Genomic DNA, 20275 nt, shown 5'->3' with positions numbered 1-20275 from the left:
AGCCGACCATGCCCAGCACCCCTTACGTGATCAATCAGACCCAGGCCCGCGAGTTGCTGGCACAGGTGGACGTGCCGCAAATCCTGCGCAAGCTATTCCGCGACCTGGCCGCCGGGCAAGCGGTGCAGCCGGCACAGCAACTGGTGGAGTTTCCACAGGGTGCCGGCGACTTCATCAATTACCTGGGCGTGCTGGCCGAAGACGGCGTGTACGGTATCAAGACTTCGCCATACATCGTCCGTGAACAGGGGCCATTGGTAACGGCGTGGACGTTGTTGATGTCGATGCAAACCGGGCAGCCGCTGATGCTTTGCGATGCGGGCGAACTGACCACGGCCCGCACCGCTGCAACCACCGCCGTGGCGGTCGATGCCCTCGCGCCGCTCACCGCCAATCGCCTGGCAATCATCGGCAGCGGCAAAGTGGCCCAGGCGCACCTGCATTACGTGAAAGGCCTGCGCGACTGGCAAAGCATCAGCCTGTACTCGCCGAGCCTGAGTGAAGACCTTGAAACGGTGAGCCTGCTGAAAACCATCGAGCCGCGCCTGACCATCGCGCAAAGTCTCGAGGCCGCCATCAGTGACGCGGATGTCGTCATGCTCTGCACCTCGTCCGCAGGTCCGGTGATCGATCCGTCGAGCCTGAGTAAACCGGCGTTGATCACCTCCATCAGCACCAACGCGCCACGCGCCCACGAGGTGCCGCCGCAGAGCCTCAATGACATGCAGGTATTTTGCGACTACCGCCTGACCACCCCGGGTTCGGCCGGTGAGATGCTGATTGCAGGCGAGCAGCATGGCTGGGATAAAAGTGCGATTGTTGGCGACTTGGCCGACCTGCTGAGCGAGAAAGTGCAGCGCCCCGACTATGAGCGCCATGTGTTCTTCCGCTCGATCGGCCTCGGTCTGGAGGACATTGCGCTGGCCCATGCCATCTACCGCTTGCACCCCTGACACCCCAGTCCACTTGTGGGAGCGAGCCTGCTCGCGAATACGATCTTTCATTCAACGTTGATGTTGACTGATACGACGCTTTCGCGAGCAGGCTCGCTCCCACAGAGAATCTCGACAACATTGGCATTTGCGCCCCATCAGGAGACGTTCATGAGCCAGGCAGACTTCATCATCATCGGCGGCGGGATTGCCGGCGCTTCCACCGGTTTCTGGCTGTCGCAGCACAGTCGCGTGATCGTGCTCGAACGCGAGTCCCACCCGGCCTATCACTCCACCGGTCGTTCCGCGGCGCTGTACACCGCCGCCTACGGAACACCTCAGGTGCGTGCGTTAACCCAGGCCAGCCGCGACTTCTTCGACAATCCGCCGGCCGGCTTCTGCGAACATCCGCTGCTGACCCCACGCGGCGAGATGACCGTGGACTTTACCGGCGACCCGGCCGAACTGAACAATCAATACCTGAGCGCCAAAGCCACGGTCCCTGAAATGCAATTGCTGAGCGCCGATGAGGCCTGCGTGCGCGTGCCGATCCTGCGCCGGGAAAAAGTCCACGGCGCGATCTACGATCCGACCGCCAGCGACATCGACACCGATGCCCTGCATCAGGGCTACCTGCGTGGCATCCGCCGCAACCAGGGCGAAGTCCATACCGACAGCGAAGTCCTGAGCCTGAGCCGCGATGCCGCAGGCTTGTGGCAAGTACAAACCCAGGGTCAGACCTTCAGCGCGCCGGTCATCATCAACGCCGCCGGCGCCTGGGCCGACAAGATCGGTGAAATGGCCGGTGCCCGGACCCTGGGCCTGCAACCCAAGCGCCGCGCGGCCTTCATCTTCGCCGGCCCCGAGGGCGTGGACATCCACCATTGGCCGATGCTGGTGAGCCTCGACGAATCCTTCTATATGAAACCCGATGCCGGAATGTTCCTCGGCTCGCCGGCCAACGCAGACCCGGTCGAACCCCACGACGTACAGCCCGAAGAACTGGACATCGCCATGGGCATCTACCAGATCGAGGAAGCCACCACCCTGACCATCCGCCGCCCGACCCGAACCTGGGCCGGCCTGCGCAGTTTTGTCAGCGATGGTGACTTGCTGTCCGGTTTCGATCCGCAGGTGCAGGGATTGTTCTGGGTGGCGGCACAAGGCGGCTACGGCATCCAGACCTCGCCCGCCATGGGCCAGGCCAGTGCCGCGCTCGTACGCGGTGAACCCCTGCCCGAACCCCTTACCCGCTTCGGCCTGAATGCCGGAATGCTGTCCCCTGCCCGCCTGGGTTGAATGTAGTCCTCAGGTGACGCGCCGATTCGATTGCGGCACACTTTCAGCGTCCTGGTTGACGGGGCGCTGAAGCTGCCCGGAGCCCCACTGTATGAACGCACCTGAACAAGATCCGGTCCTGAACGAGACGTCCCTGGACAACTTCCGGGCCATCGCCGATGCCATCGCCACGCTGTTTTTCCCCCACGCCGAAGTGGTGCTGCACGATTTGCGCACGCAAAAAGTCGACTACATCGCCAACAACCTGTCGAAACGGGAAATCGGTGACGACTCGGCCCTGGAGGACATGCTCAGCGACGATGTCAGCGAACGCAACATCGGGCCCTACGAAAAGCTTAATTGGGATGGTCAGAAGATTCGCAGTCTCAGCACCGTGCTGCGCGACCGCGAGGGACACCCGCTGGCGGTGCTGTGCATCAATCTGAATATTTCGCTGTTCGAGAATGCCAAGGCCGCGCTGGACTTGTTCCTGTCGCCGACCAAGCTGATTCCGCAGCCCGATTCACTGTTTCGCGATGACTGGCAGGAGCGGATCAACACCTTCCTCCACGCCTGGCTGCGCGAACGCCAACTGAGCCTGAACCTGCTCACCCGCGACCACAAACGAGAACTGGTACTGGCCCTGCACGCCGAAGGCGCCTTCAAGGGCAAGAGCGCATCGAACTATGTGGCCAATGTACTGAACATGGGGCGGGCGACGGTGTACAAGCATTTGAAGGAACTCAAAGGCTGAGCAACTGACACCAAGACACCGAAGGGCCACGGCCGCCAACGATAACGCGGGAAACCCGACACCCCGCCGCGACCTCAGGCTCATCTGTAGGAGCGAGCATGCTCGCGATGGTCGTCAACGATAACGCGGGAAACCTGACACCCCGCCGCGACCTCAGGTTCATCGCGAGCATGCTCGCTCCTACAGATGGGGCGTCCCCAGCCCCCTCGTTATTCCAGCGCCGCAGCCGGGCCGAAGAACTCGTAGCGGCTCTGCTTTTCCGGTACGCCCAACGCCTTGAGGTGGCGCTTGACCGCCGCCATGAAGCCTTTAGGCCCAAGGAAGTAAGCATCCAGGTCGCGCTCTTCGGGCAACCAGGCGGCCAGTTGTTCCTGGCTCAACAGCCCGACCTTGTGCGCTGCCGGGCTGACACCGTCATCTTCGGCATAGCAGTAGAAACGCTTGAGTTGCGGGTGACGCTCGGCCAGCCCGTCGATCCAGTCGCGGAAGGCGTGGACGCTGCCATTGCGCGCGCAGTGGATGAAGTGCACCGGCCGCTCGGTTTCCAGCGCCGCTTCCAGCATGGCCAGGGTCGGGGTGATGCCGACGCCACCGCTGATCAGCACCAGCGGTTTGTCACTGGCGCTCAGGGTGAACTCGCCCGATGGCGGGAACAGCTGGATGCTCGCCCCTACATGCAATTGATCGTGCAAGTGATTGGAGGCTCGCCCGCCATCTTCACGCTTGACGCTAATGCGGTATTGGCCCTTGTTCGCCAACGCCGACAGCGAATAGTTGCGGCGAATCTCTTCGCCATCGAGGATCAGTTTCATGCCGATGTACTGTCCTGGCTCGGCGGCGAGGATAGGCCCCTTGTCAGCCGGTTCGAAATAGAAAGAGGTGATTTCCGCACTTTCCTCGACCTTGGCCGCCACGATGAATTCCCGCGCCCCGCGCCAGCCGCCCGGTGCCTGCTCTTTCTGGTCGTAGATGCTGGTTTCGGCACCGATCAGGATGTCCGCCAGTTGACCGTAAGCCGCTCCCCATGCCGCAATCACTTCAGGCGTGGCGATTTCTTCGCCCAGCACCTCGGCAATGGCCCGCAGCAGGCAGCTACCTACAATCGGGTAGTGTTCCGGCAGAATCTGCAGGGCCACGTGCTTGTTGATGATCTTGGCCACCAGGTCGCCCAACTGATCGAGCTGGTCGATGTGGCGGGCGTACATCAATACACCGTTCGCCAGGGCGCGCGGTTGGTCACCGCTGGCCTGGTGAGCCTGGTTGAACAGAGGACGGACTTGCGGATATTCGGACAACATCATCCGGTAGAAGTGAGTGATCAGCGCTTCGCCACCGCTTTCAAGCAATGGCACAGTGGACTTGACGATGGCACGGTCTTGAACGCTCAGCATAAGGTGACTCCTGGGCAACGGGTTTTTTTAACAGTTGCCTTAGACTTATCAGTTTCCGTGCCAACTATTAAAACCTTAAAAATCAATTACTTAATTGCACAGTAGTCATTACGACACACAGCAGGTTATAGTCTTATCGACTACACGGAGTCACTATGACTGCAAAATCCTTGCTCACTGCGCTGTTGCCACTGGTGGCGGACCTGTCCCGCGAACTCCCCGAGGGCGAACGCTATCGACGCTTGCTGGAAGCCATGCGCGCCCTGCTCCCCTGTGATGCCGCCGCCCTGCTGCGCCTCGATGGTGAATGGCTGGTGCCGCTGGCTGTCGATGGCTTGAGCACCGACACCCTAGGCCGGCGCTTCAAGGTCAGCGAACACCCACGTTTTGAGGCACTGCTCAGCAGCACCGGCCCCACGCGGTTTGCCGCTGACAGCAATATGCCCGACCCGTATGACGGCCTGGTCGATGGCCTGGACGATCATCTGGAAGTCCACGATTGCATGGGTTGCCCGCTGTTTATCGATGAGCGACCGTGGGGCCTGCTGACACTCGACGCCCTCAACCCGGAACAGTTCGAACCGATCGAGCTGGATGCCCTGGAGGCCTTCGCCAGCCTCGCGGCGGCTACCGTCAACGCCGCTGAACGTATCGAGCGTTTGAACAACAGGGTCGAAGACGAACACCAGCGCGCCGAGGTGTACCGTCAGGCCAGCGGCCAGCAAAGCCGCGAAATGATTGGTCAAAGCAAAGCGCACAAACGCCTGGTGGAAGAGATCAACCTGGTGGGCGGCAGCGATCTGACGGTGCTGATCACCGGGGAAACCGGGGTGGGCAAGGAGCTGGTGGCCCAGGCTATCCACGCCGCCTCGCCGCGTGCCGACAAACCCATCATCAGCCTCAACTGTGCTGCCTTGCCGGATACGCTGGTGGAGAGCGAGCTGTTCGGGCACGTCCGCGGGGCCTTCACCGGGGCGCTGAACGACCGACGCGGCAAGTTTGAACTGGCCAATGGCGGCACGCTGTTCCTGGATGAGGTGGGCGAGCTGTCGCTGACCGTGCAGGCCAAATTGCTGCGCGTGCTGCAAAGCGGTCAGCTACAGCGGCTGGGTTCGGACAAGGAGCATCAGGTCGATGTGCGGCTGATCGCAGCGACCAATCGCGACTTGGCCGAAGAAGTGCGCAGTGGTCGCTACCGCGCCGATTTTTATCACCGGCTCAGCGTTTACCCGTTGCTGGTACCGGCACTGCGTGACCGTGGGCGAGATGTGTTGCTGCTCAGCGGTTACTTCCTCGAGCAGAACCGCTCGCGCATGGGCCTCAACAGCCTGCGCCTGAGCACCGATGCCCAAGCGGCGTTGTTGGCCTACGGCTGGCCCGGCAATGTGCGCGAGCTGGAACACCTGATCGGCCGCAGCGCGTTGAAGGCGCTGGGCAACTGCAAGGAGCGACCGAAAATTCTCAGCTTGAGTGCCGCCGACCTCGATCTGCCCCATGGCAACGTCGAAGTCAGCGCCGAGCAACCCACCGCTGCAGCCGTGGAAACGGTGACCGGGGATTTGCGCGAAGCCACCGAGCGTTATCAGCGCCAATTGATCGGCGCTTGCCTTGAACGACACCACCACAACTGGGCGAGCGCTGCCCGCGAGCTGGGCCTGGATCGGGCCAATCTCGGGCGGATGGCCAAGCGCCTGGGGATGAAATAGGCACCGGGGGCAATCGTTGCGAGTGGCGCATAACTTGCTTCGAGAGCCACCTTCGCGGCGACATTCTGTCGCCGCTGCCTGCCCCCGGATGCGACTGACCGCCCAATGAATACGACGTTTTCCTGTGTAGGCTGTGGCAAATGCTGCAATGACCACCACGTGCCCCTGACCCTGCAAGAAGCCCGGATGTGGGCGGCCGACGGTGGCCAGGTCATCGTGTTGGTGGAAGCCTTCCTGGGCAATGGCCTGGGCCTGTCGGCGCAGCAACGCGAGCACGCCGAACGGCGCTCGGCAGTGGTGCGCAGCGGCACCTGCGAGGCTTTCGTTGCCATCACTTTTGCCGCCTACAGCACCGGCGCCTGCCGCCATCTTGACGAGGACAACCTGTGCCGCATCTACGAGCGCCGGCCGCTGGTGTGCCGCATCTATCCGATGGAGATCAATCCGCACATTCCCCTGAACATCGCTGCCAAGGAATGTCCGCCGCAATCATGGGAACAGGGACCGCCACTGATTGTCGGTGGCGAGCTGGCGGACCCGCAACTGGCGGACCTGATCCAGCGCTCTCGCCAGGCGGATCGCGATGACATCCACATCAAGGATGCGATATGCGCGCTATTGGAGATTCGAACCACTGCACTCAAGGGCGACGGGTTTACCGCTTACCTGCCGGACATGACCGCGTTCGCCACGATCATCGACGAATTGGCCGGACAGACGTTACCGGCGTGGGAAAGCGAATGGCAGTTTCATGTGTCGGGGGACGATGTCGCCGGCCCCCTATTGGCAGCGGGTGCGCAGGTGGCGACCGAGTCGCCCGCTCACTATGCTTTCATTTCGTTGCGAACGGCTTGAGCCCACCAGGCGACACCTGTATTCGCCCCTTCGCGAAGCACACTGGATAAACCTGAGACCTAACGCTTGCCCATCGAACGGCGTGTCCCCGGAGGCGCCATCCCCGGCGTCTTGGTGTGGCCATTCTTGGCGCCGTTCTTGTACCACGGCTGGCTGGCGTCCTTAGTGGCCTGCAGCTCACCGGGCTTGAACGGGAACTTGAACGCCGGGATTGCGGTTTTGGTCTCGCTGTCAGCGCTGGAGTCGACGCTGTCTGGCAGCTCTGCCTGTTCGTCGCTCAAGGCGTCGGCTACCGGCGGTTGTTTCGGGGAAGTCATGAAAAGCTCCGGGTGATGCACACTGTGTCGGGCCCGTTCAGCGAGCCACGAAAGACGCCAGTATAGCGGAAGGGCAGGTACAAGCTTCAAGCTGCAAGCTTCAAGTTAAACGCGCTGCGGGTAGCTTTTGACTTGCGGCTTGGCGCTTGAAGCTTGTAGCTTTCCTCCCATTCTCTCCGCCCGACGAGCCCTGCGCCCATGAAAAAGACTGTTCTCGCCTTCAGTCGCGTCACGCCAGAAATGGTTGAACGCCTGCAACAAGACTTCGACGTCATCGTGCCGAACCCGAAAAAGGGTGATATCAACGCCCAGTTCAACGAAGCCCTGCCCCACGCCCACGGATTGATCGGGGTAGGTCGCAAGCTCGGTCGTGCACAACTGGAAAACGCCGCCAGTCTGGAAGTCGTGTCCAGCGTTTCGGTGGGCTATGACAACTACGACGTGGACTATTTCAACGAACGCGGGATCATGCTCACCAACACCCCGGACGTGCTGACTGAAAGCACCGCCGACCTGGCCTTCGCCTTGTTGATGAGCAGTGCACGCCGCGTCGCCGAGCTCGACGCCTGGACCAAGGCTGGCCAGTGGCAAGCCACCGTCGGTGCCCCGCTGTTCGGCTGCGATGTCCACGGCAAGACCCTGGGCATCGTCGGCATGGGCAACATCGGAGCGGCCATCGCGCGCCGAGGTCGGCTGGGCTTCAACATGCCAATCATCTATAGCGGTAACAGCCGCAAGACTGCGCTGGAACAGGAACTCGGTGCGCAGATGCGCAGCCTGGACGAGCTATTGGCTGAAGCCGACTTCGTCTGCCTGGTGGTTCCGCTCAGCGAGAAGACCCGGCACTTGATCAGCCATCGCGAACTGGCCCTGATGAAGCCGAGCGCGATCCTGGTGAACATCGCCCGGGGTCCGGTGGTGGACGAGCCGGCACTGATCGATGCGCTGCAAAACAACCGCATTCGTGGTGCCGGGCTGGATGTGTATGAAAAGGAGCCGCTGGCCGAGTCGCCGCTGTTTCAGCTGAAAAACGCAGTGACCTTGCCGCATATCGGTTCGGCCACCCATGAGACCCGCGATGCCATGGCCAACCGCGCCTTGGCGAACCTGCGCAGCGCATTGCTAGGTGAGCGTCCACAAGACCTGGTCAACCCGCAGGTCTGGAAAGGTTGAATGAACGAAGGCACGTTGGGTTGGACGTGCCATTTTTTCATAACTTCAAGCGACGTGCTATTAAATAGTACAGACGACATAACTCGCAACGTAGTCTCCGACTGAACTTTCCCGAACAACTATAAACTTCGAGTCATTAAAAAAGCACCCAGCGTGCACTCGGAGAACACCCCAATGAATAAACTCACCACCGCCTCCGTGATAAGGCGGAGCAAAGTACTTATTGTTTTAACTGCTACATTATTCGGCTTGATGACGTTGGCCAACAATGTTACCGATTATGCGGCATACGCCGAATACATCGGGCGCATCATCAGCATGAGCGACACCACGGGCAACGACTCACGGCGCTACAGGTCCATTACGTCCAACATGTTTCATCATCGTTTTTACTGGGCAATCATTTCACTCGAAATTATTTTTACTTTTAGTTGCCTGGTGGGAACCTGGCAGCTCTATCGAAAACTCGACGCACCACGCAACGAGTTTCACGAAGCAAAAAAATTCGCGATCGCTGGCCTTGTGACAGGTATTTTTGTTTATCAGGCATTATACGTCACCATACTCAATGAATGGTTCGACATGGATTACTCCGTTCATCGCAACACCTATATTTGGGCACAAAACAATATTGAATACATGTTTTTCGGCCTGATCTTTCTCACGGCAATAAAAGACAGCTGAACAGCCTGCTGCTCAGGCCAGCTTCCCCGCCACGGGTTTGGTGCTCATGCCAGGCTTGCGAAACACCAACACGTTACCCAGCATGACCAGTACCAGGCCCACGAGTGCCGGGGGAGTCCATTGGTAGCCTTCGGCGAACGCCGAGACATTCAGCGCCACCACCGGAAACAGAACGGTGCAATAGGCTGCGCGCTCGGGGCCCATGCGCCCGACCAGGGTCAGGTAGGCAGTGAAACCGATGACCGAACCGGGAATCACCAGGTACAACAGCGAGCCGATGTAGCGAGCGTTCCATTCCATGTCGAACGGGATCCCCTTGACCAGGCACCATACCGACAACATCGCCGCGCCATAGGCCATGCCCCAGGCATTGGTCGTCAGCGGTTTGAGCCCGGCCTTTTGTTGCAGGCTCGACAGCATGTTCCCGGCCGAGAAACACAGCGTGCCGCACAAGGCCAGGCCAAGGCCAAGCAAGGTTTGCGGGCTGGCGGTGTGACCCGCCAGCTCGGGCCAGAACAGCAGGCCCAGACCGAGCAAGCCCAGCGCGCCGCCCATCAGCACATTGCGGGCGATTTTCTGAGCGAAGAACACCCGTGCATTCAGCGCATTCCACAGCGTGGCCGTGGAAAACACCACGGCGACCAGTCCGCTGGGGATCCACTGACTGGCGGTGAGGAAACACATGAAGTTGACGCAGAACAGGCATAACCCTTGCGCCAGGCAAATCAAGTGCCCGCGGCGGTTCATCAATTGCAGGCGGCGGCTAAGCAGCAGGATCACGAACAGCACCAGCGCCGCCAAGCCAAAGCGATAGACAATGGACACGGGAATCGCCACCACGCCCAGTTGCCATTTCAGGGCGATCCAGGTGGTGCCCCAGATCAGCACGGTCAGCAGGTACAACGAAAGGTTCATGGCAAAGGCTCCTTGATAGGCGACCAGTGTCCTGCGCCGCGTTGCGCCGCACTTGCATAATCTTGCGCTTTTGTCAGTCGACGGGCTGTCAGGCGAAGGCCTACGGAGTAGGATGCAAGGCGTTGGAGAGAAACGATCATGCCCGCACTGGAATCCCTGCAAGTGTTTCAAGCCCTCAACCGCTCGCCCAATGCTCGCCTGGAGCACAGCGCCGAGCTCGGTGACGGATTGGCAGCAGCCTTGTGGAACAACCACCACGATGCCCAGGACTACGAAGCGCCGAGCCACCACACGCTGTCCTGCTACATCGCTGGCGGCACCGGGACCTTCCGGCGCGACCAGCCCGGCACCAAGGGCGGTCCGGACAAGCTGTGCATCCTGCCGGCCGACCATCAGTCAGGCTGGGTGATCAATGGCGACATTCGCCTGGCCCACCTGTATTTCAGCCCGGAACAATTTGCCCTCGGCTGCGTCACCCTGCTCGATCGCGAGCCACGGCAACTGCAGTTGCGTGAGCAAACTTTTCTGGATGACCCACAACAGGCGTTGCGCTTTCGGCACTTGATCCGCCTCAACTGGGACGAACCGGGAGAACGTCTGCTCACCAGCAGCCTGGCCCATGAAATGCTCGCCCACGCCCTGCTCAGCCAGGTCAGCGTACGTCCCGGCTTGCGACTCAAGGGTGGCCTGGCCGCGCATCAGCGACGGCATCTAGTGGAGTTCATCGACAGTCAATTGGCTGAAGCCATCAGCCTGGGGCAGTTGGCTGCTCTGTGCGCATTATCCGAGTACCACTTTGCGCGGATGTTTCGTGAGAGCTTCGGTTTGCCGCCCCATCAGTATGTACTGGCGCGGCGCTTGAGCCGGGCGCGGGAGTTGCTGCGCAGCACCTCGCAGCCGTTGGGAGAGATTGCATTGGCGTGCGGGTTTGCCAGTGCCAGTCACTTCACCAATCGATTCAGGCAGGCGCTAGGTGGAACGCCGGGAGAATATCGGCAGGCGTTTTTGCGTTAATGCCGGGATATTCATTGCCTGTCAGCGATGAACGATGACGCGATTTCTAATCAGAACTCCAGGGTGCTCGACAACGTCACCTGCCGCGAATCCCCCATCGACACAAAGAACCGGCTCGCCGCCGAGGTGTAATACGTACGGTCAAACAGGTTTTTCACGTTGAGTTGAAACTTGACCCGCTGCCCATCGAGTTGGGTGTCATAGGTGGCGAACGCGTCGGCGACGGTGTAGCTCGGCAGGTCAAAATCATTCACGGCATTGCCCGCTCGTTCCCCGACATAGCGTGCTCCAGCGCCAATCCGCAGCTGATCGCCACCGACGATCGTGCCGAAGTCATAGACCGCCGACAGTGAGCCACTATTCTTCGCGACGTTCTGCAGCTGTTTACCTTTGTAGACCGGGTCCTGCGTCACTTCGGCATCGGTGTAGGCATAACTGCCGATCATGCTCCAGCGGTCGCTGAGCTGGCCGCTCAAGTCCACTTCCAGGCCACGGGAACGCACTTCACCGGCCGCACTGTAGAGTGTCACCGGGCCTTCGGCGTTAGCCACCAGGACGTTGCGTTTCTTGATGTCGAACAGCGCAAGGTTGCCCGTTACGCGGCCCGGCATTTCCAGCCTGGCCCCCACTTCCCACGACTTGGCGTCTTCCGGCGCAATGCTGCCGTCGAGCACGGCGCTGCTGCCGCTCAACGGCGCGATGGTCGAGTTGGGTTTGAACGATTCGGTGTAGCTGCCATAGAACGACAGTTCATTGGTATAGCGGTAGACCAGGCCGGCGCGCGGCACCCATTTTTGCCCGTTGCTGTCGGTGTTGGCCTTGAACGGCACGCCTTTGCCGGCGTACTGGTCGTACTCCTGGAAACGTCCGCCAGCGACCAGGATCCATTGGTCGGTGAGGTGGATCGAGTCCTGCAAGAACACCGAATCGCTACGCAGGATATCGGTCTGCGCACTGTCGGCCGGGCTGACCGTGGTGCCCGGGACTTCGCGGCCGTATACCGGGTCGAGGTAGCTGAAGGTTGTCAGGCTTTTCTGACGGATCAGGTCGGCGCGGTAGATCTTGCGGTACTCGTCATCGACCCCGAGCACCAGGTCATGTTGCATGCCGGCGACATCGATCTTGCCTTCGAGGCTCGCAGTCGTGAAACGGTCCGTACTGATAGCATTCTGCGTGCCGTCCATGCTGCGTGTGAGCGTGCCATTGCTGGTGTCGACGGCGGTCACACGCACCTGGCTGGCGTCATAGGTCTCACGATTCCAGCTGTAGCCGAAATGGGCTTTCCAGTTGTCGTTGAGGTCGTGATCGGCCTGGAAGTGATACAGGTCGGAGCGCCCTTCCATGTTGTTGAACGGTTCGTCGAGCCGGCGATCACGGGGGATGTCCAGCGGAGGATTATCCCGCGGATCGATCACCGTGCCACGGTCGAACGGGGTCAGGAACTCCCGGTGTTCATAGGCGAACGTCAGCTGGGTGCTTTCACCAAACCAGGCCAGCGACGGCGCCACCAGCGTCTCGCGATGCACACCGTAGTTGCGCCAGTAATCCTCGTCTTCGTGGTCCAGCACCAGACGGTAGGCCAACCCGGACTCACCCAGGGCACCCGTGCTGTCAAAGGTGCCGCCGCTGCCGTTCTTGCCCTCGCCATAAGTCGAGCCACGCAGGGTCAGGGCATTGTAGGGATCAAGCTCCGGCTGCTTGCTGACCATGTTGACCACGCCGCCGGGATCCTGGATACCATAGAGCAGCGAGGCCGGGCCCTTGAGCACTTCGACCCGGTCCACCGTCGCGTTCAAGCCCCGCCCCTGCACCACCGGCATGCCGTCACGCATGATCGAGCCGTTGCGGTTGTCGCCGAAACCGCGGGTCATCACCGAATCCTGGGTGCTGCCCAGCGTGTTGCCCTGGGTGATACCGCTGACGTTCGCCAGCGCGTCATCCAGGTTACGCGGAGCCTGGTCGCGAATGACCTGGGCCGGGACGACGTTGACCGTCTGGGGAATTTCCTGAAGCGGCGTCGAGGAACGCATCACCGAGCTGGTAGGCGGAGGCTGGTAGCTTGTGGAAGGTTCCATCACCGAGGTGATGGTGGTAGCGCCCAGATTCAACGCGCCCTCAGTCGGTAGCGGTTCCAGGACCATGGTGTGGCCATCGATGCGCCGCGTGGTCAAGCCGGAACCGCCGAGCAACCGCTGCAGGGCCTGTTCGGCACTCAACTGGCCATTGAGCGCCGGGGCATTGAGGCCATACGGCGCCTCATCGGTATAGACCACGCTGATACCGGTGACGTGACTGAAGTCGCTCAACGCCTGGGGCAAGGGTTTGGCGACCATCGAAAAGCTGAATAGCGCACTTTGCGGGGTGCTGGCAGACGCGGCCAGTGCCCCGTTCAGCGGCAGCAGCGCCAACGCCGCGAAGCTCAACGCAGACACACCCAACCATTGTTTGACCGAACCCGGTATTGCCCTGGACTTCATGACTCATGACCTGTGTAGAACCACAACGGATGCGAATGACTCGCAGTTTCAGTCACTACACGGATGGCGTTCGGTTTTACCTCAGCAGAAAGTTGAAAATAATTATTCCAAGAGGTGTGGTGTTAGATTCGCCCCTTCGCGAGCAGGCTCGCTCCCACATTTGGAATGCGTTCTCCTGTGGGAGCGAGCCTGCTCGCGAAGGGGCCAATCGTCTCAGCGCAAAATAATCAGATGTCCCAGAACCTGGTGTTGCTCAAAGCCCAACACCCCCTGCAATGAACTCAATACCGCCTGCGGGTCCTTGCTCGGAAAGCTGCCGCTGATCTGCCGCTGTGCCACGTCATCATTGAGCACCACGATCCTCCCCGGGTAGTAACGGCGCAAATCCTCGACCACATCAGCCAGCGTCGCCTTGTAGTAAGTCAGCCATCCCTGGCGCCACGCCAGTTGCGCTTCGCTGTCCACCGCATGAAGTTTTCCCGCTGAGCCTTCGCCGTAAGCCACTTGCTGGCCGGCCGTCAGGATCTGCGGGTCCGCGTTCTTTTGCGCCCTCACGCCAACCCGGCCAGACAACACCGTCACCTGCGCCCCACGAGGTTGCAGTCGCACTTCGAACTGTGTGCCGAGCACCCGCGCCTGGCCCTTCCCGGCGTCCACCACAAATGGCTCGCCGGTATGGGTCACACTGAAAAATCCGGCACCGCGGCGCACTTGCACACGCCGCTCCCCCTTACTGAAATCCACCGCAATCGCACTGTCGGCATCAAGAGTGACCTGCGATTGATCGGCCAGGGTGATGGTGCGGACTTCCCCCGGTGCCGAGACATAATCGGCGCCCAGGTCGTCGATCCAACGCAACGGCTGCCAACCGCCACCGAGGCTGATCATCAGCAGCAGGGAAGCCGCCATGGCCAGCGCGCCCGACCAGCGCCGAACGCTGCTGCGACGTGAGCGATTCATGGCGTTGAGGTAACCCTGCAAGGCCAGCGCGTCCTCGTCGGCGAGCCTGCGCGCCGGCACTTCACTCAACTCCCACAACACTTGCGCACGGGCATAAGCCTGCGCATGCGCGGGGTCGGCCTGCAACCATTGACTGAAGGTGGCTTGGTCACCGCTGCTGGGCTGGTCATGCAACAGACTTAACCAGGCCAGCGCTTGCTGTTCCTGAGCAGGCGTCGGCCTGACGCGTTCGATGCTGTTCACAGTGCTTTCCCTGGCATACGCGGCTCGCATTCGCGCAGGCTGGCTTTGCAGGCCTCGAGCGCGCGCATCATATGTTTTTCCACGGCACTCTGGGACAGGCCCATGGCCTTGGCGATCTCGGCGTACTTGCGACCATGGATGCGGTTGAGCAAAAAGATCTGCCGCGTGCGTTCCGGTAACGCGCGTAACGCCGCTTCGACGTGGCGCAGATCGTTGCCTGCTTCCAGCGCCGCTTGCGGCTCGCCGCCCATACAGTGCGCCGGTTCGGCCATTAAACCTTCGTTGGCCCGCACCCGCGTACCTTCGCTGCGCAAGTGGTCGATGGCGATGTTGCCGGCGCAGCGCAACAGATAGGTGCTGAGTTCTTCAACTTGTACCAGGGGGCGTCGCCAGAACCGCACGAACAAGTCTTGCACCAGGTCCGCCGCCGTGGCCCGGCAACCCACGCGACGACTCACCAACGCTTCCATTTGCGAACGCTGGGAGAGAAATACCTGGAGAAAATGCGCACGATCGCCGCGTGGTTCGCCGTGCTCGATCTCGGGAGATTCGGGAGTAGTCATTGATTCAATACTGCGCCATAGCGGCAATCGGGCCGGCCAACAACCGGGTGTGTACCCAGCAAGGCGCAATACTAATGATAAATATTCTCATAAGCAAAGCTGTCGAGGGAGATCACTTATCTTGACAGCAGCTATCAGTGCGACCAGTTCGACGAGTGCGGCGGTTCACTGAATCCCTTGGCCACAAAACAAAACGGGCCTGCATTGCAGGCCCGTTTTCATTGGGAGGGTCAATCAGGCATCAAGCGTTTTGCGCAGCCTGTTCGTTTTCAAGAAACTCTTCTTCCAGCAGCTTGTCGGCGTGAGGCCTGCGCTCGAAGGGCACCACGGCAGCGCGTGGTTTGCCGCGCAGTTTGCCGAACAGGTGTTCAAGGGCGTGTTCGAGTTTCTCGGCAGCTCCGTCGATCGCCAGTTCCAGGCTGGCGGCTTTATGGGTGACAGAAATCGGTTGGTGGCCTTTTGGCCGCGCTTCCAGCTGGCAGCGCAAATCATGGGGACCAGGCTTGTCGCCATTCTCGTCCCGCAGGTGAACCTCGACGCGGGTCAGGTCCTCCTCATAACGTTCGAGCGTGCTCTCAATGGTGGTTCGTACCCACTCCTCCAGTCGGATGCTGCTTTGAATATGGTTATCGCTATTGACTTGGATTTGCATAGTTCATCCCTTATTTCAGCTAGCTCGCGAGAGGCCGGTCAGCTAAGCCCTTGGGCGTCATCACCGTGACCTCTTACTTACACAATCGGTCTGTACGATGAACAATTCAACCCCTAAAAAAAGATAAATATCTAATCGCAAAAAAAGCCGGACAACCGGCAAAAGCGCTGTTAAGGTCAGAAGTTGGGTCGCCCCTCTCTTACGAAATAATTGCTCACATCTGCCGCTCCCCCAGCGGGTGCAGGCCGCGAAAAATCGCCGCCTCCTCCACCAGCCAGTCATGTACCGCCCGCACGCCCGGATGGCTCAGCGCCCCCGGCGCGTAGAGCACCATGTAGCGCTTGTGATTGGGCACCGCCAGGCCGAACGGTACGATCAATGCGCCCCGCTCCAGCTCGTCATTGAGCAGCGTACGCCGTGCAATCGCCACGCCCATCCCGGCGATGGCCGCTTCGATGGTCAGGTGATTGCGATTGAAGGTATGCCCGCGCCGCACATCGGCACCTTCAAAGCCGATGGCATCGAGATAGAACTCCCATTCCGCGTATTCGTAGCTGCCGCGCCAGGCAGTAATGTCATGCAGCAACGGAAAATGCAGCAGGTCCGCCGGGCCATGCAACGGCGGACGCCCGCGTAACAGGCCCGGGGCACACACCGGGAAAATCTGCTCATCGAGCAAGGCTGTGGATAACAATCCGGGGTAGCTGCCGTCATTCAGGTCGATGGCCAGGTCGAAATCGCCTTCGTGCAACGGCACGCTGCTGTCTTCGGCGACCAGGCGTAGCTGGATGTCCGGGAAGCGCTGCTGCAAGCGTGGCAGGCGCGGCGTCAGCCATTTGCTCAGGAAAGAAGGAATCGAACGCACCCGCAGTGTGCCGCTGATCATCCCCGCGTCCAGCCGGCGCAATTCGGCATCGATGCTGCCGTAGGCCTCGTTGACCGTAATGGCCAGTCGCTGGCCTTCGGCGCTCAGTTCCACGCCCCGGGCACGCCGGTGAAACAGTCGAAAACCAAGGCGCTCTTCCAGCTGTCGGATCTGCTGGCTGACCGCCCCCGGCGTGATGTGCAGCTCTTCGGCGCAACGGGTGAACGACAAGTGCCGCGCGGCACAGGAAAACACCTGTAGCCAGACGTAAGTCTGGGCGTGTAATTGGCGGCTCATGGTTTAGTCCTGCTAAAGGCTGTCTTAGGAAGTTTCGTTGGTCACGTAGGACTGAGAGAGGCAGTATCGCTGAAAGTGCGCTTGTCCTACAAAAATGGCAGCGATTCATCTTCCATTGCAGGAATAGGCTTTAGCATGGCTATCAGTGTTTTCGATCTCTTCAAAGTCGGCATCGGTCCATCCAGCTCCCACACGGTCGGCCCCATGCGTGCTGCCGCGACCTTCGCCCAGGCGCTGGTGGACCAGGGTTCAGTGACTGACGTACGGCGGGTGGAAATCCGCTTGTACGGCTCCCTGTCGGCGACCGGTGTCGGTCATGCCACCGACCGAGCTTGCGTCATGGGCTTGATGGGCGAATGGCCAGACCGTATCGATCCCTCCACCATCGACAGCCGGATCCATACCCTGCGTGAGACCGGCGAGTTGTTGCTGGCAGGCCAGGTGAGCATTGCGTTCAACGGGTCGCGCGATCTGCTGCTGCTCGACGAGAGTTTGCCCTACCACCCCAACGCCATGTCCCTGACTGCCTTCGGCGAAACCGGCGAACTGTTCGAACAGACGTACTACTCGGTCGGTGGTGGGTTCATCATCGAGGCGGCAGAAGCCGAGTCCGGGCTATCACCTGCCCGAGACGTGGTTTTGCCCTACGACTTTTCCAGTGCCGTCGAGCTGCTCAAGCTCTGCAACCAGCACGGTCTGCGTGTCAGCGAGCTGATGATGGCCAACGAACGGGCCTGGCGCAGTGACGAAGAAATACGCCAGGGCTTGCTGCATATCTGGTCGGTGATGCGCGAGTGCGTCGAGCAGGGGCTGGAGCACGAAGGCATCCTCCCCGGTGGCCTGAACGTGCCGCGACGTGCGGCGAAATTGCACCGCAGCCTGTTGGAAATCGGCAAGCCGAACGTCATCACTTCGACCCTGTCGGCCATGGAATGGGTGAACCTTTTCGCCCTCGCCGTGAACGAAGAAAACGCTGCCGGCGGTCGCATGGTGACAGCACCGACCAACGGTGCAGCGGGGATTATTCCGGCGGTGCTGCACTACTACATGAAATTCAACCCCGATGCGTCGGACGATGACGTCGTGGCGTTCTTTTTGGGTGCCGCCGCCGTCGGCATCCTGTGCAAGAAAAACGCCTCGATCTCTGGTGCCGAAGTCGGTTGTCAGGGCGAGGTCGGCTCTGCCTGCGCCATGGCCGCCGCCGGCCTGGCAGAAGTCCTCGGCGCCACGCCGGAGCAATTGGAAAACGCCGCCGAAATCGGCCTTGAACACAACCTCGGACTGACCTGTGACCCGGTCGGCGGGCTGGTGCAAGTGCCATGTATCGAGCGCAACGCAATTGCTGCCGTAAAGGCGATCAACGCCACGCAAATGGCCCTGCGTGGCGACGGCAAGCACTTCATCTCCCTGGACCGGGTGATCCGCACCATGCGCGACACGGGCGCCGACATGCACGACAAATACAAGGAGACATCCCGAGGCGGTCTGGCGGTGAACTGGGTAGAGTGCTGACCGGTTTGGTGGCATGCAGGCGCAAATTGCCCTGAAACGGGCAGCCCCCTGTAGGAGCGAGCCTGCTCGCGAAAAACCTGAGAGCGCCGCGTGGCGCCAGATATCCCGCGTCATCGTTGACCTGCATCGCGAGCATGCTCGCTCCTACAATTCGTGCTTCTTGTCCGGCATGCCCTTTGCTACATCCCGTTTGGAACATTGATGGCGATATTGACGAGAGAATGGCCGATGGTCCGGCGTTGCGAACCAACCCGATCACGGCCGGTCAACAACTGCACGTTCAATCAAGCGGTGACGCATCATGGACAACCCTTTCCAGCTCATTACCGATGCTTTTGCAGCGGACTATCAGATCAACCTGAGCATTCAGGGTCTTGATGGCAGCATCATGCTGACCCTGTCCAACAATGGCCGAGTAGTCGCAAAGCGCATGATCAGTGCCGAACAACGCAACGATCCACAACGGCTCAAGCGCCTGGTGCAAAGCATCCAGTTCGGCATCGCCATCGAACAGGGGCACAGCGCGGTGGCCATCCTCGAAGCCATGACCGATGGCGGCACGCACAGCCTGCCGCCACCCTCGATAAAAAACCGCCCGCGCCCGGCCATCAGGCTTTAAAGCTCGCCCTTCTCCACTTCCGGATGTTCACCCGAGCCCGCACCTGTCTTACGGTGCGGATGCTCGATCTTCACCGAAGGAAATTGCGAGGAGGCGTAGCGCACTACCAGGATCGCAAACGCCAGCAACAGGATCCCGCCGCACAGGTAGATGATCCCCAAGTCGGGTGGATTGTGATGGGACACGTTGGAAATCAGCAGCCGCGTGAGCGCCGTGATCGCCACGTAGATCAGGAAACGTACCGGCATGTGGTTGGTCTTGAAGTAAATCCCGACCATCGCCCCCAGTTCCAGGTAGATGAACAGCAGCAGGATGTCGTCGATCTTGATATGCCCCTGCTCGAGCATCCCGAGAAATTCCATCACCGCAGCCCACGCGGTCACCGCACCAATGGCAAACAGCGCCAGGTAGTGGAAAGTTTCGACGAACAGGTTGCCCAGTGACTCGGCCAGTTCATGCACGTTCTGCCGCAGCTTTTCGGCCCAGTTGATTTTCACGATGATGCTTCCTTAGGTCGACTCGACCGGATAATGCAGGTTGGACGTGACGGTTGTTCTGCATGCAGAAACAAGGCCACGTCCATGATGGCGAGACGCCTTGGATTGCGCTCCGTGACGTTTGGTCGCAGCTATCTTTACCCAGCTACCAAAACCCGACGCCTGACAAATCCCGAAACCGGCCTACATTAAAAAGCCACTACCCAAATCCGAGAGATTCGCTTATCCTTTGCTGTATATAGATACAGTAGTCGAATCAGACTAATAATTTGAAGGCATGTGAGGTGGTGAATGGCCGTCGAAGTGGTATACCGCAGCAGCCGAGATCTGGAGCGCTTGTTCATGGATAAAGCCGAAGCTGACCGTCATGACAAAATGCTCGAGCTGGCGGAGTTGCTGGCTGACGTATTGCAAAAAGCTGTTCCGTCCTTGACCGAACAGCAAGTGGAAGAAGTCGGGATCTACATGGCGAAAAACCGCGACGTGTTCGCCAAGGCGTTCAAGAGCCAGCCGGACGCCTTGTCCGAACTGCTCACAGCGCCAGCGCAAGTCGTAGAGTCGGTTAAAGAGG

At 60.3% G+C, this 20275-nt stretch carries 19 protein-coding genes and 1 pseudogene; 11 read left to right on the top strand and 9 right to left on the bottom strand.

What is annotated here, in order from left to right; genetic code table 11:
• Positions 1-8 precede the first annotated feature (8 nt).
• The 3 genes from PG5_RS08595 (at position 9) to PG5_RS08585 (ending at position 2964) form a co-directional block, all read left to right on the top strand.
• Complete coding sequence (locus PG5_RS08595; RefSeq protein ID WP_020796713.1) at positions 9-953, top strand: ornithine cyclodeaminase family protein; 945 nt, start codon at positions 9-11, stop codon at positions 951-953.
• 150 nt (positions 954-1103) lie between these two features.
• Positions 1104-2231, top strand: a complete 1128-nt coding sequence (locus tag PG5_RS08590; protein ID WP_020796712.1) for an FAD-binding oxidoreductase — start codon at positions 1104-1106, stop codon at positions 2229-2231.
• 91 nt (positions 2232-2322) lie between these two features.
• Complete coding sequence (locus tag PG5_RS08585) at positions 2323-2964, top strand: transcriptional regulator (protein WP_008054465.1); 642 nt, start codon at positions 2323-2325, stop codon at positions 2962-2964.
• A 209-nt stretch (positions 2965-3173) separates the two neighbouring features.
• Here the strand turns inward: PG5_RS08585 and hmpA are convergent, their stop codons facing one another.
• Positions 3174-4355 (bottom strand): NO-inducible flavohemoprotein, encoded by a 1182-nt coding sequence (gene hmpA, locus PG5_RS08580; RefSeq protein WP_020796709.1) that lies wholly within the window; start codon positions 4353-4355, stop codon positions 3174-3176.
• 155 nt (positions 4356-4510) lie between these two features.
• Between hmpA and norR the strand changes: the two genes are divergently transcribed.
• Together norR and PG5_RS08570 are read left to right on the top strand one after the other, a co-directional pair.
• Positions 4511-6061, top strand: coding sequence for a nitric oxide reductase transcriptional regulator NorR (gene norR / locus PG5_RS08575; RefSeq protein ID WP_020796708.1), 1551 nt, complete (start codon positions 4511-4513; stop codon positions 6059-6061).
• 105 nt (positions 6062-6166) lie between these two features.
• Entirely contained in the window at positions 6167-6916 is a 750-nt protein-coding gene (locus PG5_RS08570; RefSeq protein ID WP_020796707.1) for a YkgJ family cysteine cluster protein, read from the top strand.
• A 59-nt stretch (positions 6917-6975) separates the two neighbouring features.
• On the opposite strand, the gene PG5_RS08565 is transcribed toward PG5_RS08570, so the two are convergent.
• Positions 6976-7233, bottom strand: a complete 258-nt coding sequence (locus PG5_RS08565; protein WP_020796706.1) for a hypothetical protein — start codon at positions 7231-7233, stop codon at positions 6976-6978.
• Positions 7234-7431: 198 nt separating this feature from the next.
• On the opposite strand from PG5_RS08565, the gene PG5_RS08560 reads away from it, so the two are divergent.
• Together PG5_RS08560 and PG5_RS08555 are read left to right on the top strand one after the other, a co-directional pair.
• Entirely contained in the window at positions 7432-8406 is a 975-nt protein-coding gene (locus PG5_RS08560) for a D-glycerate dehydrogenase (RefSeq protein ID WP_020796705.1), read from the top strand.
• Positions 8407-8580: 174 nt separating this feature from the next.
• The gene (locus PG5_RS08555) at positions 8581-9090 is read left to right on the top strand and encodes a DUF2165 family protein (protein WP_042955299.1); all 510 of its coding nucleotides are present in this window, start codon (positions 8581-8583) and stop codon (positions 9088-9090) included.
• 12 nt (positions 9091-9102) lie between these two features.
• Here PG5_RS08555 and PG5_RS08550 read toward each other — a convergent pair whose 3' ends face one another.
• The gene (locus PG5_RS08550; RefSeq protein ID WP_020796703.1) at positions 9103-10005 is read right to left on the bottom strand and encodes a DMT family transporter; all 903 of its coding nucleotides are present in this window, start codon (positions 10003-10005) and stop codon (positions 9103-9105) included.
• Positions 10006-10143: 138 nt separating this feature from the next.
• Between PG5_RS08550 and PG5_RS08545 the strand changes: the two genes are divergently transcribed.
• Entirely contained in the window at positions 10144-11019 is an 876-nt protein-coding gene (locus tag PG5_RS08545; protein ID WP_020796702.1) for a helix-turn-helix domain-containing protein, read from the top strand.
• 50 nt (positions 11020-11069) lie between these two features.
• Here the strand turns inward: PG5_RS08545 and PG5_RS08540 are convergent, their stop codons facing one another.
• From PG5_RS08540 to PG5_RS08520, 5 genes are all read right to left on the bottom strand, one after another.
• A complete protein-coding gene (locus PG5_RS08540) occupies positions 11070-13496 on the bottom strand; it encodes a TonB-dependent receptor (RefSeq protein WP_020796701.1) in 2427 nt (808 codons plus the stop codon).
• A 213-nt stretch (positions 13497-13709) separates the two neighbouring features.
• Positions 13710-14699, bottom strand: a complete 990-nt coding sequence (locus PG5_RS08535) for a FecR family protein (protein WP_020796700.1) — start codon at positions 14697-14699, stop codon at positions 13710-13712.
• The gene (locus PG5_RS08530; RefSeq protein ID WP_033045642.1) at positions 14696-15262 is read right to left on the bottom strand and encodes an RNA polymerase sigma factor; all 567 of its coding nucleotides are present in this window, start codon (positions 15260-15262) and stop codon (positions 14696-14698) included. The genes PG5_RS08535 and PG5_RS08530 overlap by 4 nt, the downstream gene beginning before the upstream one ends.
• A gap of 241 nt (positions 15263-15503) precedes the next feature.
• The gene (locus PG5_RS08525) at positions 15504-15914 is read right to left on the bottom strand and encodes an HPF/RaiA family ribosome-associated protein (RefSeq protein WP_008054445.1); all 411 of its coding nucleotides are present in this window, start codon (positions 15912-15914) and stop codon (positions 15504-15506) included.
• Positions 15915-16128: 214 nt separating this feature from the next.
• Positions 16129-17076: a LysR substrate-binding domain-containing protein gene (locus PG5_RS08520; RefSeq protein WP_020796698.1), complete on the bottom strand. Its 948-nt coding sequence runs from the start codon at positions 17074-17076 to the stop codon at positions 16129-16131.
• A 135-nt stretch (positions 17077-17211) separates the two neighbouring features.
• Here PG5_RS08520 and PG5_RS08515 point away from each other — a divergent pair, with 135 nt between their 5' ends.
• A complete protein-coding gene (locus tag PG5_RS08515) occupies positions 17212-18588 on the top strand; it encodes an L-serine ammonia-lyase (RefSeq protein WP_020796697.1) in 1377 nt (458 codons plus the stop codon).
• Between the two features lie 301 nt (positions 18589-18889).
• Entirely contained in the window at positions 18890-19207 is a 318-nt protein-coding gene (locus PG5_RS08510) for a DUF3509 domain-containing protein (protein ID WP_020796696.1), read from the top strand.
• Here PG5_RS08510 and PG5_RS08505 read toward each other — a convergent pair.
• The gene (locus tag PG5_RS08505; RefSeq protein ID WP_008054441.1) at positions 19204-19704 is read right to left on the bottom strand and encodes a phosphate-starvation-inducible protein PsiE; all 501 of its coding nucleotides are present in this window, start codon (positions 19702-19704) and stop codon (positions 19204-19206) included. The two genes, PG5_RS08510 and PG5_RS08505, sit on opposite strands and share 4 nt — an antisense overlap.
• 291 nt (positions 19705-19995) lie before the next feature.
• On the opposite strand from PG5_RS08505, the pseudogene PG5_RS08500 reads away from it, so the two are divergent.
• Positions 19996-20235: pseudogene (locus PG5_RS08500) on the top strand (YebG family protein); the annotation flags it as partial.
• Positions 20236-20275: the final 40 nt, after the last annotated feature.

The organism is Pseudomonas sp. G5(2012) (assembly GCF_000408945.1).
In the GTDB taxonomy this organism is placed as follows: Bacteria; Pseudomonadota; Gammaproteobacteria; order Pseudomonadales; family Pseudomonadaceae; genus Aquipseudomonas; species Aquipseudomonas umsongensis.
This window is presented reverse-complemented; position numbering and strand designations above follow the sequence as displayed.

Coding starts and splice junctions, on each gene's coding strand:
- PG5_RS08595 (WP_020796713.1), top strand. CDS start 9: ATGCCCAGCACCCCTTACGTGATCAATCAGACCCAGGCCCGCGAGTTG.
- PG5_RS08590 (WP_020796712.1), top strand. CDS start 1,104: ATGAGCCAGGCAGACTTCATCATCATCGGCGGCGGGATTGCCGGCGCT.
- PG5_RS08585 (WP_008054465.1), top strand. CDS start 2,323: ATGAACGCACCTGAACAAGATCCGGTCCTGAACGAGACGTCCCTGGAC.
- hmpA (WP_020796709.1), bottom strand. CDS start 4,355: ATGCTGAGCGTTCAAGACCGTGCCATCGTCAAGTCCACTGTGCCATTG.
- norR (WP_020796708.1), top strand. CDS start 4,511: ATGACTGCAAAATCCTTGCTCACTGCGCTGTTGCCACTGGTGGCGGAC.
- PG5_RS08570 (WP_020796707.1), top strand. CDS start 6,167: ATGAATACGACGTTTTCCTGTGTAGGCTGTGGCAAATGCTGCAATGAC.
- PG5_RS08565 (WP_020796706.1), bottom strand. CDS start 7,233: ATGACTTCCCCGAAACAACCGCCGGTAGCCGACGCCTTGAGCGACGAA.
- PG5_RS08560 (WP_020796705.1), top strand. CDS start 7,432: ATGAAAAAGACTGTTCTCGCCTTCAGTCGCGTCACGCCAGAAATGGTT.
- PG5_RS08555 (WP_042955299.1), top strand. CDS start 8,581: ATGAATAAACTCACCACCGCCTCCGTGATAAGGCGGAGCAAAGTACTT.
- PG5_RS08550 (WP_020796703.1), bottom strand. CDS start 10,005: ATGAACCTTTCGTTGTACCTGCTGACCGTGCTGATCTGGGGCACCACC.
- PG5_RS08545 (WP_020796702.1), top strand. CDS start 10,144: ATGCCCGCACTGGAATCCCTGCAAGTGTTTCAAGCCCTCAACCGCTCG.
- PG5_RS08540 (WP_020796701.1), bottom strand. CDS start 13,496: ATGAAGTCCAGGGCAATACCGGGTTCGGTCAAACAATGGTTGGGTGTG.
- PG5_RS08530 (WP_033045642.1), bottom strand. CDS start 15,262: ATGACTACTCCCGAATCTCCCGAGATCGAGCACGGCGAACCACGCGGC.
- PG5_RS08525 (WP_008054445.1), bottom strand. CDS start 15,914: ATGCAAATCCAAGTCAATAGCGATAACCATATTCAAAGCAGCATCCGA.
- PG5_RS08520 (WP_020796698.1), bottom strand. CDS start 17,076: ATGAGCCGCCAATTACACGCCCAGACTTACGTCTGGCTACAGGTGTTT.
- PG5_RS08515 (WP_020796697.1), top strand. CDS start 17,212: ATGGCTATCAGTGTTTTCGATCTCTTCAAAGTCGGCATCGGTCCATCC.
- PG5_RS08510 (WP_020796696.1), top strand. CDS start 18,890: ATGGACAACCCTTTCCAGCTCATTACCGATGCTTTTGCAGCGGACTAT.